The following is a 14,536-nucleotide window of genomic DNA, read 5'->3' as shown; positions in this document are numbered from 1 at the left end:
GGAGTAGTGTTTAAGAGCAAGAGCTGTGCGTTGTGCAGCTATCTTCGCAATATAGCAGTTCTTTTTCCACTTGAATGGTCACATGTTGAATATGATGCTCCGTTTTGAGTTGTTCGATTAACGCAGCACGGGTTTGATCGGATAAGGTTTCTTTAGGCATCCAAAGATGAGCGGATAAGGCATTTTCTTGGGTGCTTAATGCCCAAATATGCACGTCATGCACTTGTTGGACACCGGGTAAGGATTCAAGCAGGGATTTGACCTGTGCCAGAGAGATGTGTCTAGGCACGGCATCCATCATTAAATGCAAACTATCTTTAAACAAGGCCCAAGTGCCCTTAAGAATGACATAGGTGATAAGTAACCCCATTAATGGGTCTAACCACAACCAACCGGTTAACATCATTAATAGTGCGGCGATGACCACCCCAACAGACACCAAGGCATCATAAAGCAGGTGTAAATAAGCACCGCGAATATTTAAATCGTGCTGGCCTTTTAAAAAGAGTAAGGCGGTAGCGCCATTGACGAGGATGCCGATGCTGGCAACGACGAGGACGATTCCGGTTTCAATCGGCTCGGGTGTAAAAAATTTATAAGCCGCTTCGGTGACAATGATACCGCAGGTAAAAATGAGTAGTCCGCCATTGGCGAATGCAGCTAATATTGAGCTTTTTTTAAACCCATAACTGGCGGTTTGGGTGGGTTTTCGCTGTATCAAGCTGTTTGCTATCCAAGCCAAAATAAGGCTTAACACATCACCTAGGTTGTGAAAGCCATCGGCGAGTAAGCTATTGGAATTGGCGATGAGGGCGTAGGTTATTTGAATGACCACAAAGACGCTATTGGCAAGCGTTGCGATAAAAAACGCTTTATTAAATTCACTCGGATGATGGTGATGATGATCATGGTTATGGTGGCTGCCCATCCGTCGTTTCCAAATGTGAGTGATAGCGATTAGTGTAGCGGGAATTTTGGGCTTGGACAAATCCTATTTTAATAGAATCGAAGGGCTTTGGCCTGAAGTATCTTCAGGATTGGGTAGAAACATAATTGTTAGTCGTTGCGAGCCTTTATACAGATCTTGAAAAACGTACTGAACTAACTTCGTCGTCACTGCGAGCAACGCGAAGCAGCCCAGAAGATCGATGAGTTCAAATAATAAACAAATTGTGAAGTTAGTTAAGAGCTTTGCGAAACAATCCAGAACAATGTCAAATGATGCATCGATCTGGATTGCTTCGTCGCTTTACTCCTCGCAACGACGGGAGTGCGACTTTTATTGGTAAGTTACTTGATCAGTGTTCACTTGTTCGACTGATTTTGGATCAGAAGGGACTTGTGAAGCAAACAAGTTAAGTCCAGAAAGGTGAACAGACTGAGGGCTACTGGTCACAGGTGACTTTGAACTGGTATCTTGCTCAGGTGCGCCTAATTTTTGTATCGCTTGAAGTTGTGGGGATGGCTTAACAAAACTCACCATGCGGTTTCGGCTCGCATCATGTTCGCGAATCATTGGCACATCGGCACCTTTTATGTCGCCTGCAAGTCCTGCTTCTTTAAGCTTACCTTGCCAGTATGACATCGCATGGAAGTGGCGTGTTTCATTTAATTCTTCTTCAACGGAAATACCATTCACCGCGTTAAAGATGCTATGTGCCATATGTGCCATACTGAGGGTTAACTCATTGTCACAATCGTGATCCACTAACAAGAAATGACCACCGGGTTTTAACACGCGCGCCACATCCTTTAAGAAAGCATCGACTTTTTCTTCCGGGAAGTGATGCAAGCCCACATAGCAGGTAATCACTTCGGCACTGTTATCGGGTAAGGCTTTCAAACTAGGATTGGCATAATCCAATAGCTCAAATTGCTTGTAAGAGGTTGGAATGCCACTTTGCATATAATCCATTAAGCCGGGTTGTGTTTCTTTCATTGCCACCAGATTGCCGGTGACGTGGTATTTCTTTTTAAAGCCATTGATAAAACGACCAGGATAGCCAATTTCAACCATGCCATTGATTTCTTTCAGATCACTAGGCAACAGGGTTTGTGCTTGCTCTGCTAGATCATGTTTGATTTCAGACAACGATTGCAACTGATTGCCGATATCAGACAGGGCACCCGGCGTAATTTCCGGTAAGCGTTGGCAAAGCTCCCGATAAATTTCTTCGTGGGTATCTTTATATTCCATGATGTCTTTTAACAAATGGTATAACGCGTCAGAATCAACTCGCTTTAGCACCACCTTTAAGAAGCCAGCAAACTGATTAAACGTGTCTTTATCGCGCATGATCACTTTAAAGTGATTCACAGGCTCGGGTGTATTCGACAAATATTTTGCTGCAAAGCCACTACCCATCACATGCTTTGGATCAACCGTTTGTTTGGCGTTTATTGATTCTTGTGCACGGGGATAAGATTGTGCGAAATCTTTTGGGTTGGTCACATGCTGATAGGGCAGGTAGAAGGTACCGCCGTTGTTCACCGCCATATTCTGTGCTTTGCGTAACCATTTTTGCGCTTTAATCACCTGGTCGGGTTGTAGCGACTGATTAAAGCATAAAACAACGGCAAATTTATCACCGTTCTGGGCATAGGACATGGGCGAGTTGTTATTTTCTTTCACATAACGAACCGAGGCATTCAATAAGACAACCTGATTATCAGTCAATAATTGACCGAGTTCTTGTAAAAATCCAGCCAACTTATCACCGGGTAAAAAATATTCCTGCAGCCACTCGCTTTCACTCACGGATGAATTAAACATGGCATTAATCGGCGGTTGCATGATTTCATTACGACTAATAGGCTCTTCTTTGTTGGCTAAAACACGTCCGCTTTCGTAGTTCCAATACAGTTTGCGTAGCCACCCAATACGTCGCATAATGTTAACAACAACGATATTAAATCGTGAGCCGGTATGAGACTCCATCGATAGGTTATCTTTTTTGACAGGCTTGGTTTTTTCAGGCACACGCTTATAATTCACTGCCACGCCTTCACCCAATAAGTTATTTGGATCCAATGAGAGTCGATATAAATGCATGCGCGTGTCATCGTCATTTTGGACGGTGTCTTGGAAGTATTTCACGTAGTCTTTGGGATCGACTTTAACGCCCGTTTCTTTCAAAACCTCATTATCGGTTAATTTTAATTTTACTTGGGTGACAATACCAAATAAGCCAAGACCGCCGGTGATTTGATGGAATAACTCATCTTGTGGTGTGATCGTTTTAATGTCACCGGTTGGGGTAACGACTTGCATTTCTTCGATGGTATTCGATAGCATTCCCATGTGATGATCCCACCCATGGATGTTGGTACCAATCGAACCGCCGACTGAAAACACGTTGGATGCTTGCATGACTTGCAATGCTAACTTATGGTTATTGGCTTGTAGTTGAATGTCCGACCATTTTGCTCCGGCGCCAACGGTGGCTGTTTTAGATTGAGAATCAATGGACACGGTATTCAGTTCGCTTAAGTCAATGACCACGGATTTTTTACCATTTTCAGCCGGTAAAAACTGTTTTCCTTGGCTTCGACCAGCACCAACGGGAATCACTTGGTGGCCGTTTTCATTGGCTTTTTTAATGATTGCTGCCAAGTCGTCAACACTATCGGGTTTGGACAATTGAGCATTTTCATTGTGATAGTAGCCGCCACCTGCGTGAACACCCTGGTCGTTATTTTTCTCTGAGGTAAAGTAAAATGCGACCAACTTCGGGTTGACAAGGCCGGGTAAGGTGGCCAATAGTGCATACAAACATTTACTAAAAATGGTGGCGAACTTCTTTTGCGTTGCCAAGCGGGCATCCTGTGTTTCATCACTGGTAAAAAGTGAGCGGAATGCAAAAAAGCTTGCGATTGGTAAGGCGATTATCATGTCGATAAATACTGCCGGGATAAATGCAAACGTATAGACGAGACGTAATTTCACAAATCGGGTTAAGCTACTTAACCAACCGTTTGCCGTATCATTCAGATAAATTTCATCAATATAATCTGCAGGGATACTGGAAAGGCGCCCTAAGGGGGTTCTCATTAATTTAGAAAAAATCGACATAAGTAACCTCTTTTAAAAATTATGGATAAATTCAATGCGTGTTCCGTCTTGGCTTTCTAATTTATCCAAGGTTTGATCTAAATTTTTAATCGGTGCATCAAACATTAATATTCGACGATTGGCATGTAAACAATCACCATAGGAATACAAGATTTTAGCCTCGTTATCGCTTTTCGTTGCCGCAACGGGCACTTCATCAGTCAATTGTTCAGACGCTGTTTGTTCACATTTGATCTGGATGCGATCTTGTCCCGCTATACGACGTAAATGGATATCTTCTTCTTTCATGGCCTTAACGGTTTGAATGAATGCTTTATAGCGTGGTACACGGACATAAGCATAAATACTAGTCTCATTCGTTTCTTCTTTGGTTGGTTTGACAAAGACATGGTTGTCAACCACAGCCACACCGAGTATGTTACTAAGCTTGTCAGTCATGGCTTTTTTTGCTTCCGCTTCTGGGACTTGGCCTGGTAATTTTAATTTAACAATGGCATCTGTCACGGGGGGAACTTGCGTTACCGGTGTTGCTTCTTCGCCTTCTTTGCCTTCGGGTACGGCCGAATAGATCCATTGCAATGGTTTGGAAATCCATTTTCGAGCGAAAAGTTCCAGGGAGACGTATTTCCAACTCCACCAATCGACCCAGGACACAGGTTGGCATTGTTGATATTTTTGAGCTAGATCGCGACGCATTGAATCATAGTCATGATCATAAAATGGAACGGTTTGTAAATCTGCCGCATATTTTTTGGCAGCTTCGGCTAGGTGTTGCTGCATTGGTGTTGGGTTTGATTTATTCAAAAATGGCCACAACAGCAACGACATCATTCCTTTGGGCAGCATTTCCATGGTGGTGAAAATGCAAACGAATAAATCCATGAGCATGTATTCGGATGTGGCCACTTCCATAAACGAATTATATTGACGTGCCGCGCGAAAGCTATGCCAAAATACACGCCATAAGCCAGCGGTTTGTCGGAAAAATGGGAAAAAGAAGTAAGAGTTGCCATCGTTTAAAAATTGCGCAAACTCTTCAGCCATTTCCACATTGCGCCATTCAGGGCCAGTCATAAACGACTGGTATTGGTAGCGGGAATAATCATCCTGATGTGTTAATTTTAGTTTGTTGTCCAAATCATCCAGATACTTGCCCATAAAGCCTCTTATGTAATCAGATAATGCACAGGTGGCAGAATAATAACACATAATAACGGCAAAGTGAATATAAATTGACTAGATTTATCAATTTGAGATCGTTGAAGGGGTTAGAGTTTACCAGCCGCCGCCACCACCGCCGCCACCGCCGCCGCCGCTGGAACCTCCGCCGCTAAAGCCGGAACTTGACCCTGGGGCGACACTGGCACTACTGATAGCGCTGCTAAGGGAACTGCCCACGGATTGAGAAAAACTCGCGGGATTGAAATCGCCAAAATAGGTGCCTGTGTACCAGCTAGGCTGATATTGGCTTTTAGCAAGCATGTTGGCAAATTGATTGGACCAGGCCTGCTCTAAGCCTAATGCGAGGGCAAACGGCAACAGAGCTTCAAATAATTCGGGGGTTTTATCAGGCGGATTGCGAAAATTTAACCGGTCTTCTTCGGTGGCTTTTAGGAATAATTCAAACCCTTTGGCGTGGTGGATAGCTTTAGCACCTAGCATGGTGGGTCTTTTCATCAAATAATAAAAAACCGTATTTACCAAAGCAAACAAGCCAGCCATGCCCATTAGTAACAAAGCGCTGCGAAAAAAATCTTGGGCGACGAAAAAGAAAATGGCGATGAGTATAAAAGTTGAGATGGCTGCCGACGAGAGGGTTGCCCAACCCAAACCATTCTCTTGATAACTTTCACGCAGGGTAATAGAGGCTTGGATCAATAAAACCACGGCAAAAGCGCCAGCTAGCATGGGAACAAGCATTTGAGTATATTGCTGAAATAGGGGGAATAGGCTTAGAAGGCTGATAATAATACCAACGATGATGATGGCGCTATTGCGAATAAAGTATTTATTTTCAAATTCCGCTTTCATGCTTTTCTTAAACGAATCGACGGCTTTTGCAATGGTCGGTTGGTTATCTTGACTGATGACAATTTTTGATTGGGTTTCAAATAAGGCATTGCTCAGGGAACGTTCAGCCACACTTAAGTTGTTTTGATCTGGATTAATTCTTTCTAAAGTATAGTTTTTCCCTGTTTTATGGATAGTCAGGTGATGTTTCACTGCCATATTAACGATGGCTGCGGTAAACATTTTATTGTCATAGCGCATTTTTTTGATATACCGTAATGCTTGCGGGGATAAGCCTTCTGGCGGTTCGAACAGTGGGATAATCGTTTTTGCTTTCGGGTCTCGTCCCATATAGAACCAAGCAATGAAATAAAATCCGATTAGGCAGACTAAGCCAAGACCGGCAAAGAGATACGCACTATTATCCCGGGCAAAATAGCCAATTTGATCAGCAAAACTCGGTTTAGTGATGATTCCTTTAGGCCAAGCAGCCACCACCGTTAAGCCATGATGAGGGGGAAGTGGCGCTTGGGTGACCCATTGTGCTTCATTGGTGTTAGGGAAGCTGATATCAACATTCCCCGCGCGGCTGCCAAACGCGCCGGTAAAGGCCGTGACGCGGTTGATTTTGGCGTCTGAGGGCAAGATCAACAGAGCCGTTGCTTTGGTGATGGGGAAATCCCAGCCATTGCCGGTGACATTCCAATATAATTCATCATGCGAGTCAAAAAAGCCGATAGCCCGGTCAACGGCATAAGCAATTTCATAGGTGTAAGTGCCGGGTGGGAGTAGTCTGTTTTTAGAGCCAATATAGATGCGAATACCATTGCTTTTTTGCTGAATAAAAAAGGGCTCATCTTGGTTGTCGCGTTTAACACTTAAGAGGTGAAAGCCTATATTGAAATTAGCGCCTTGTTTGGTTTGATAGTAAATCGGTATGTCGCGAAAAATGCCATGCTTGATTCGCTGGCCATCGGTTGTGATGTTGATGGTTTCTGTGACGGTCATGTCTGAATTTTTGAAAACGCTTAAAAGCGTATCATAGCGATTGATCACAGTGGTTTGAGCCTGTGTCCAGCCAGTTAGAAGCAATAAGGTGACTGCAACGAACGTTCGGATCATGACTTGTTATCGTCAGATTTTTGTTTACCAAAAGAAACTTTCGGCACTTCTTTTTCTAAATCGTCTTCAATTTCAAAGTAATCATAGTGGCCAAAGCCAAAAAAATTGGCAATGATCACTTGGGGAAAGCTTTCAATGGTGGTGTTATAATCACGGGCAGCGCCATTATAATAACGCCTAGCCATCTGAATTTGATCTTCAATTTGACTAAGTTCTTGTTGAAGATGGATGAAGTTCTCGTTTGCTTTTAAATCCGGGTAATTTTCGGCAACCGCGATTAATTTCTCCAATCCCAGCGATAACGCCGATTCTAGCTTTCCTTTTTCATTGATATCATGGGTTGATTGGATTTGGCTTCGCAGTTCGGTCACTTCTTGAAACACCGATTTTTCATGGCCAGCATACCCTTGTACGGTTTCAACCAGATTGGGTATGAGATTATGTCGACGCTTTAATTGAACATCAATGCCGCTCCAACCTTCTTTGACTTGGTTCCGTTGCATAATCATTTTGTTATAAACAAAAATGGCGTACGCCACTAAGATTGCGATGAGGATGAATAGTATGGTCATAACCTAATCCTTGTATTTTTCTTTAAATATAGAGGGTTAATGAGGAATATACAAATGGTCAACCTGTCAGTCCTTCTTTGAACAAAATCAGGCAATTGTATTGGCTGCTTGAATATACTCTGTTTGGTATGTCCAAGCTTGCATCTGGGGTGACCAGAAATTTTTTGCCAAGCCCATTTTCACTAACAAGTGGTGGATGAATTCCTCTTTACGGGGTAATGTTTCCCACACTGACGGCAAAAAGGTGGCGTGATAGTGTTGGTATTGCAGCAATAGGCCATCGATACCGGGCCTCACCTGTTCTAACAATTGCTCATAAGAACTAAATTGTACGGGGACAAGCGGGGTAAGAAGTGAAATTGAGATGGATAACTCTTCTATTTCATGCCCTTGGACTGGTTCAAAGCGCGGGTCAGCAAACGCGGCTTGATGGGCGTTATGAATCACATTTCTGCCGAGATTATCCTGCGCTTTTAAGCTGCCCATACATCCTCGGAGTTGCCCTTGTTTGCTGAGGGTGATGAATGAAGGGATAAGAAGGTTTAAGACATCGGAATAATGGCTAGGTTCATATTCAAACGATCTCCCTTCTATCGCCTGGGCTTCAATGGTTTGGTTTGCTAACGCTAACAGCTCCTCACCACAATAATCGCTAACGCGAAGTTGTTCATAAAAGTGATATGCTGCATAGCCGACAACACGAGATTTATCTCCGGCGGTGTCGCCAGAGTTGCATAAGGCAAGACGATTGGCCACCATTCCCCGTTGACGAGCGTAAGCTAGAAACCCTCTTAGCGGATAATAGCCACAGGCACTATCATGGCCTATGGCTTCTTCTTCCAACGAATCAATGAATAAGCAAGTTTCGCTATCTTTTTGTTGCGCCACTGCATAGGGTAAATAATGGCTTAGATCACTGCTAATAACAATCAACGTCTCTGGTCCACCCCATACGACATCAAGCAATTGCATGACTTGTTCTTTGCTGCAATCGCCGACGACAAAAGGGAGTAAGGTGAAATCACCTAAGACACGTTGGCAAAAAGGAAGTTGCACTTCAAGGCAATGTTCTTTGCTGTGGGCTTGGGAAAGCGATTGCACAAAAGGCAATTTTAGCGCTTGCCTTCGTAATGATTCATCGATTGGAATATCGCCAAGGGGGGTTGCAAAATAATTGGCAGAATCCAAGGCAATGCCTTTGAAATAGACCGTATGCGCTGGTCCAAGCATCACCACTTTTTTGATGGTGTCTGCAAACTTATCCAACGACGAATAAGCCCTTGCAGCCGTGCTGCCTGAATACATATAGCCGGCATGAGGAACGATCATGGCTTTGGGTTGTAAGGTAAAGCGGGGTGATTGTTGTAATAGATCATCCACAATCGTTTGCAGCGTGTGTTGATCGCCTGGATAAAATAACCCCGCAACAGCCGGGAGGCGAATGGTTGAATCGGTCATAGTACATCCTGAATCGGTTGGGTTGAAAACATTAAACCATACTATAATTATAGTAAGTATACCCGAGATTCAGAATTTCGTTTTTTTGGGTTCTTCTGGTGTGATTTTTATTTAATTCGAGAGTCTGATGTTTGATACCGTTCCAACCAAATATTGGCATAAACTAGTCGATGGACGCATTCAGTGTGATGTTTGTCCACGTAATTGTAAGCTTCGAGAAGGGCAAAGAGGCTTGTGCTTTGTTCGTGCAAATATGGATGATCAGATCAAACTAACCACCTATGGACGCTCCAGCGGGTATTGCATTGATCCCATCGAAAAAAAGCCTTTGAATCATTTTTTGCCTGGCACCCCGGTGTTATCCTTTGGGACCGCTGGTTGCAATTTGGCGTGTAAATTTTGTCAAAACTGGGATATTAGTAAGTCTCGTGATCTGGATACCCTGGCCGACAAAGCCATGCCAGAAGATATCGCCCAAGCAGCAAAAGCGCTCCATTGTGCTTCCGTTGCCTATACCTATAATGACCCCGTTATTTTCATGGAATATGCCATGGATACGGCCAAAGCGTGTCATCAATTAGGCATCCAAGCCGTGGCTGTCTCCGCAGGCTATATTAACGCTGAGCCACGAAAAGAGTTTTATCAATACATGGATGCCGCTAATATTGATTTAAAAGCGTTCACTGAATCATTTTATTATAAATTAACCGGTGCTCATCTTCAGCCGGTGTTGGATACCTTAATCTATTTAAAAAAAGAAACGAATGTTTGGTTTGAAGTCACTACCTTATTAATCCCAGATGAAAATGATTCCAATGCAGAAATTGAAAAATTAAGCGATTGGTTTATCACCGAACTGGGGCCCGATGTTCCGCTCCATTTTACCGCCTTTCATCCGGATTGGAAAATGAAAGACAAGCCCCACACCCCATCTGCCACGCTTGAGCGAGCAAGAAAAATTGCGTTGGACGCGGGATTACATTATGTCTACACAGGCAATGTTCATGACACAGAGGGCAGTAGCACGTATTGCCCACAATGCCATCAACGCATCATTGAGCGAGATTGGTATGATATTTTAGATTATCAGCTAGATGACAGCGGTCATTGTTTGCATTGCGGCTTCCAAATTGCTGGTGTTTTTAAGGGCCCTGTGGGGAATTGGGGTAGGAAGCGACAGTTGGTACGGTTGGCAAGCTTATTTGGTTCTTAAGAAGGGATTTTTAATAAAAATAATATTGATTGACCTTATGTTACTTTACATTAAAATATTTTTGAACAGCCAGTCTTTGCGAGCTTCGCGAAGCAATCCAGTTCGATCTCTCAAACATAAATCTGCTCTGGATTGCTTCACTACGTTCGCAACGACGACTTACCTTAAAGATCTGCGGGTGCAAGGAGAATATCGTTCTAATAAGCAAGTAAATTTTGTTTCGAGGCTGCTATGTGCTAATATTGCCCATTTTTAAAAATGGAGCATTTCATGTTAATTACCAACCCCAACACCCACGATGCCCTGATTGAATCCGGTGTGGATGCATTTAAAGAAAAGGTTAATCAAGATCTAAAGCTTTTAGATAATTACTTTTTAATCAATGCTGAAAAGCTGACTTTATTAGACTATCTTATTGAAAAGCATAGTTGTGAATCCAATATGCTGCCTTTTATTCAGTTTATTTTGACCAAACAGGTGAGCTTACGGGACAATAACCCGCTGCACCGTGCATTGCGGTTGAAAAAATTTGATATTGCCCGTGCGCTGTTGGATGCTAATGATGGGGTTAATTTAGAGGATGAGATTGGCAAAATTGAGAAAGCAAAAGGTTTCTCCAACAAAGCAAAACAAGTGGTTAAATCAGTCTACACGGGAACGATGCGTGCGGTGGAGTCTGCTTTAAATTTAACCGTTGATTTTAATGCCCGAGACGCTTACGGTAAAACGTTATTGGAATATGGCATTCATTGTGGTGATCAGCGGCAATTTGATCGTATCGTAAAACACCATCCTGACATTAACGCGACTTGCTATAGGCAAGATAAGAACAACCAGACAGTGTTCTTGCATCCGATACACTTCACCATTTTAGAGAATAACCGACATGCCTTTATCCAATTATTAACCAAAGAAAATCGTTCTTATCCTTGCATGAATGAGCAATGCACGCCCTTGTTATTGATTGCGCAACAAGGCAACATCGATTTGTTAGAGATTATCTTGACCCATCCCAGTGCGGTCGGTTTAAATTTGAATGAGGCGGATGTGACACATCAAACAGCCATTGATTTTCTCCTAGCTCAAATGAATGTGAATAGCCAAAAAGATAATGCAATAAAAGGGATTGCAAGACTCATTGCCCATGGCGCTAGGGTAAGCGATAAACAAGCGCAAGCATTACACCCTTATCGACAGCAATTGCTCCGTGAAGCGAAAGCTTACCTATCGGGTCATCATGAACTGGCAAGAAACTTTATGACTCGCGCCCACACTCCAACAGATAATTTGCATCATTTATTCCATACAGTGGATTCTTGGTGGCAAGCTATCTTATGTTTGTTTGGTTGGCAAGACCACACTGCATTTGAGTTGGAAGCACTGATTACCCTTTGTCAGGTCCCTAATCTAACACCAACTAACACTATCTTTAGTGAAGATGAACAAAAATTTGCTCGATTTTGTGATTTGTATAACAAAGAAGTGAAGAAAAATGTCTTCTTTAACCCACTTGACATCATGCGGCGAAGATTGGCATCGGGCGAGATTAGCACATGGTCGGAAGTATTGAATTTTGCCAATGATAATATGGACAGTCGAACGGCTAGCGTTGTTAAGTTCATTCAGGCAGTCCCAGCACCCACGATTGTCCATGCCGATGAGACGGTCAGGTTATCGAATAAATAATAATCAATTTCCTAGGAAAATCCATGCCACGACAGGGACGTCGGCATAATGAAACGATCAACCGAGCCAATGCCTGCACAACAGATACACCACAAAGCTTAGAATTAGGCTAAAAACCATGTTGTGCATGGTTTTAAAAATTAAAAACACCATAAATAGCCCTAGAATATCGGGAATTGCATAAGGTGGTTGGGTGAACGATTTTGGGTGAATTTCATATACAACCAGGCATAACATGATATAGCCGGGCAGCAATTTGCCAATTTTGTTGAATGCATCACCCATTTTGTCGCTGAAGAGAAATGGCAGCGAACGAGTCAGGATGATGACGGTGGATAACGACAGAGTGACTATCCAATATTGATTAGCCATGCATCACCTTGACTTTGATGTGCAAATATACAGCGCACAAGCTGATTGCGATTAACAAGAAATACTGGGGCACTATTAACCAAGCAATGGTCGAAGCAATCACTGGGATAATTAATGCATCGATCGATTGGTTTTTTTTAAAATATTCCAAGACAATTAAAAAGAAAAACGCAGTGAGGATAAAACCCATGCCACTGACATCGGGAATGGCTTTTGCAAACAAGGCGCCCACAAAACTGCCTCCAACCCAAGATCCATACATCAACAAGGTGGTATAAAAACAAAACCAACTATCATCAATGTCATCGTAGATAGGTCGGTTAACAAAAACCGCATACGCTGCATCAACTAGCCCAAAAATCAATAGGGGTTTCATCCATCTCGGCGCAGGTTTGAAACGCTCTGAAACGCTCAGGCCATAAAACGAATTGCGAAAAGCAACAAATAAACTCGCCAATAAAATCGCCCACAATGACGCATCATTAGTCATCATGCTTAATACCACAAATTGCACAGCCCCAGCATACACTAATGCACTCATCAACGGGGCACCAAGCCAATGAAACTCCGTTTGCGTAAAAAGAACACCAAATAAAAGCCCGAGTGGGAAATAGGCAAAAAAAGTTGGGGTAGACGCTTCTAATGCGCGTTTGAATTCAGGGGAAAATATCAATTTCACGTGGTGTTGCCTAAGTTTTGCTATTATTGAAAATGATTAGTGTAGCGTATGTGCTCTGAGAATTAAATCAAATCACCTTGAGAAAGAAAAGGGGGCATTAGACAATTGGTGTTAACATCCATACACCCTATCCGAATTCGATTCAGCAAACTCGATTTTGACTAGGCCATGAATAGACCTCTTGAACTTCATCCATACTACGGTTGGATACATAAGCAAGGGCTTCCTCCAAAGAAAAATCATATTTTTCAATAAGAATTTGGATAACGGCTTCATGATGGGCTGTGAAATCGTCATCTTCAATGTCTAGATTTCTTAAATGATCGCCTCGAAGACCCAAATGAAACAAATTCATCAGGGCTGATACTTGTTCACCATGCAGTCCTTGTATCTCAGCAATGGCGTTTTGAAGAGTATATTGATGGTTTTTTATCAGGAATACCAACGCCAAAAAATGGTTTTCGTGATAATAGGGGACATTGAGTGTATGAATATCCTCAAAGGTCAATCTGACTTGGCTAAGTACCTCGTTGAATATATCTAAATGCTTAGGGTAGGGCTGCAAGGATAATCCAAGTGTTTCACATTGATTCGTCAAAGCTATCCTATCAAAGGCATCCATCGCTTTATTCGTATCAGGATAGGTGAATTGGCCTGCATGCCTTACCCACTCGACGAGGTTATTGAGTCGATAATGGCAGCCATGTAAGGTAATAAATCGCTCATCAAAATTGCTAGGGAGCGGTTCAAGATCAATTAGGTCATTCTCGTTGGTTGGATAAGCTAATGCCAATTGATGTAGCAATTTTTTTAAGTTCATCTCGATTTCATTGTACTGGTAATTGTTTACTTGTTTGAAATGGTTTGGGGTGCAGGGCAAGAAGAATAAATTTGTAAACCCAACGTAGACGGATTTCAACGCAGACCAAGACTTCGGGTTGTATTTTCTCAAAGTCTCCGTTGTACGCAATAACTCCCCACGCAGTTTCTCAATTTCAGTAGGGATGGGATTTGAGGTTAACTTTGCAGTATAGGCGAGTTCTAAACAGGCATTGATTTCGGGAATGGCAATATATCGAGTCAGACATTGTAATTCTTTGTTATAAGACATGAGCTATTTTCACTTTAACAATTTATCCGGCTTATATTAGATCAATTTGCTTAAGGGAATATTAAAATATTCTGCCTTAATGATCATCATCTTTGTGCAGGACAATCTTTAAAATCTGCACTCCTTGATTCCCAACATGATCCTATAACAATAACGTGATGCTCAACTTTTCACGGAACAAATCGGGCCCGGGCGCGTGAGCGAGCCCGAGCCCGGTTTTTAAACAATTCCAAGGCGTTCA

The 14,536-nt window shown here is 42.6% G+C and carries 11 protein-coding genes; 2 read left to right on the top strand and 9 right to left on the bottom strand.

Features of this window, described 5'->3' with window-relative positions:
• Window positions 1-10 precede the first annotated feature (10 nt).
• The 6 genes from AB3348_RS13780 to amrB all read right to left on the bottom strand — a co-directional run bounded on the left by AB3348_RS13780 (window position 11) and on the right by amrB (window position 9,234).
• Window positions 11-928 carry a cation diffusion facilitator family transporter gene (locus AB3348_RS13780; protein WP_367608190.1) on the bottom strand — a complete coding sequence of 306 codons (918 nt, stop codon included), beginning with the start codon at window positions 926-928 and terminating at the stop codon, window positions 11-13.
• Between the two features lie 351 nt (window positions 929-1,279).
• A complete protein-coding gene (locus AB3348_RS13775; protein ID WP_367608189.1) occupies window positions 1,280-4,072 on the bottom strand; it encodes an FAD-binding protein in 2,793 nt (930 codons plus the stop codon).
• Between the two features lie 12 nt (window positions 4,073-4,084).
• Window positions 4,085-5,230, bottom strand: a complete 1,146-nt coding sequence (locus tag AB3348_RS13770) for a hypothetical protein (protein ID WP_367608188.1) — start codon at window positions 5,228-5,230, stop codon at window positions 4,085-4,087.
• A gap of 117 nt (window positions 5,231-5,347) precedes the next feature.
• The gene (locus AB3348_RS13765; RefSeq protein WP_367608187.1) at window positions 5,348-7,204 is read right to left on the bottom strand and encodes a DUF2207 domain-containing protein; all 1,857 of its coding nucleotides are present in this window, start codon (window positions 7,202-7,204) and stop codon (window positions 5,348-5,350) included.
• Window positions 7,201-7,776 carry a LemA family protein gene (locus AB3348_RS13760; protein ID WP_367608186.1) on the bottom strand — a complete coding sequence of 192 codons (576 nt, stop codon included), beginning with the start codon at window positions 7,774-7,776 and terminating at the stop codon, window positions 7,201-7,203. Before AB3348_RS13760 ends, AB3348_RS13765 begins: the two co-directional genes overlap by 4 nt.
• An 87-nt stretch (window positions 7,777-7,863) precedes the next feature.
• Entirely contained in the window at window positions 7,864-9,234 is a 1,371-nt protein-coding gene (gene amrB / locus AB3348_RS13755) for an AmmeMemoRadiSam system protein B (RefSeq protein WP_367608185.1), read from the bottom strand.
• A 127-nt stretch (window positions 9,235-9,361) separates the two neighbouring features.
• Between amrB and amrS the strand changes: the two genes are divergently transcribed.
• Window positions 9,362-10,447: an AmmeMemoRadiSam system radical SAM enzyme gene (gene amrS / locus AB3348_RS13750; protein ID WP_367608184.1), complete on the top strand. Its 1,086-nt coding sequence runs from the start codon at window positions 9,362-9,364 to the stop codon at window positions 10,445-10,447.
• Between the two features lie 270 nt (window positions 10,448-10,717).
• Window positions 10,718-12,133: a hypothetical protein gene (locus AB3348_RS13745; protein ID WP_367608183.1), complete on the top strand. Its 1,416-nt coding sequence runs from the start codon at window positions 10,718-10,720 to the stop codon at window positions 12,131-12,133.
• 57 nt (window positions 12,134-12,190) lie between these two features.
• On the opposite strand, the gene AB3348_RS13740 is transcribed toward AB3348_RS13745, so the two are convergent.
• The 3 genes from AB3348_RS13740 to AB3348_RS13730 form a co-directional block, all read right to left on the bottom strand.
• On the bottom strand, window positions 12,191-12,505 hold the full coding sequence (locus AB3348_RS13740) for an AzlD domain-containing protein (RefSeq protein WP_367608182.1): 315 nt from the start codon (window positions 12,503-12,505) through the stop codon (window positions 12,191-12,193).
• The gene (locus AB3348_RS13735) at window positions 12,498-13,184 is read right to left on the bottom strand and encodes an AzlC family ABC transporter permease (RefSeq protein WP_367608181.1); all 687 of its coding nucleotides are present in this window, start codon (window positions 13,182-13,184) and stop codon (window positions 12,498-12,500) included. The genes AB3348_RS13740 and AB3348_RS13735 overlap by 8 nt, the downstream gene beginning before the upstream one ends.
• 142 nt (window positions 13,185-13,326) lie before the next feature.
• Complete coding sequence (locus tag AB3348_RS13730; protein ID WP_367608180.1) at window positions 13,327-14,295, bottom strand: hypothetical protein; 969 nt, start codon at window positions 14,293-14,295, stop codon at window positions 13,327-13,329.
• Window positions 14,296-14,536: the final 241 nt, after the last annotated feature.

The sequence above is a fragment of the Legionella sp. W05-934-2 genome, from assembly GCF_964199965.1.
Classification (GTDB): domain Bacteria; phylum Pseudomonadota; class Gammaproteobacteria; order Legionellales; family Legionellaceae; genus JAFIFT01.
The sequence above is the reverse complement of the archived record's forward strand: the minus strand, read 5'-3'. Positions and strand labels throughout refer to the sequence as shown.

Bases quoted from the DNA above. Each gene is read 5' to 3' on its own strand.
- AB3348_RS13780 (WP_367608190.1), bottom strand. From the start codon at position 928: ATGGGCAGCCACCATAACCATGATCATCATCACCATCATCCGAGTGAA.
- AB3348_RS13775 (WP_367608189.1), bottom strand. From the start codon at position 4,072: ATGTCGATTTTTTCTAAATTAATGAGAACCCCCTTAGGGCGCCTTTCC.
- AB3348_RS13770 (WP_367608188.1), bottom strand. From the start codon at position 5,230: ATGGGCAAGTATCTGGATGATTTGGACAACAAACTAAAATTAACACAT.
- AB3348_RS13765 (WP_367608187.1), bottom strand. From the start codon at position 7,204: ATGATCCGAACGTTCGTTGCAGTCACCTTATTGCTTCTAACTGGCTGG.
- AB3348_RS13760 (WP_367608186.1), bottom strand. From the start codon at position 7,776: ATGACCATACTATTCATCCTCATCGCAATCTTAGTGGCGTACGCCATT.
- amrB (WP_367608185.1), bottom strand. From the start codon at position 9,234: ATGACCGATTCAACCATTCGCCTCCCGGCTGTTGCGGGGTTATTTTAT.
- amrS (WP_367608184.1), top strand. From the start codon at position 9,362: ATGTTTGATACCGTTCCAACCAAATATTGGCATAAACTAGTCGATGGA.
- AB3348_RS13745 (WP_367608183.1), top strand. From the start codon at position 10,718: ATGTTAATTACCAACCCCAACACCCACGATGCCCTGATTGAATCCGGT.
- AB3348_RS13740 (WP_367608182.1), bottom strand. From the start codon at position 12,505: ATGGCTAATCAATATTGGATAGTCACTCTGTCGTTATCCACCGTCATC.
- AB3348_RS13730 (WP_367608180.1), bottom strand. From the start codon at position 14,295: ATGTCTTATAACAAAGAATTACAATGTCTGACTCGATATATTGCCATT.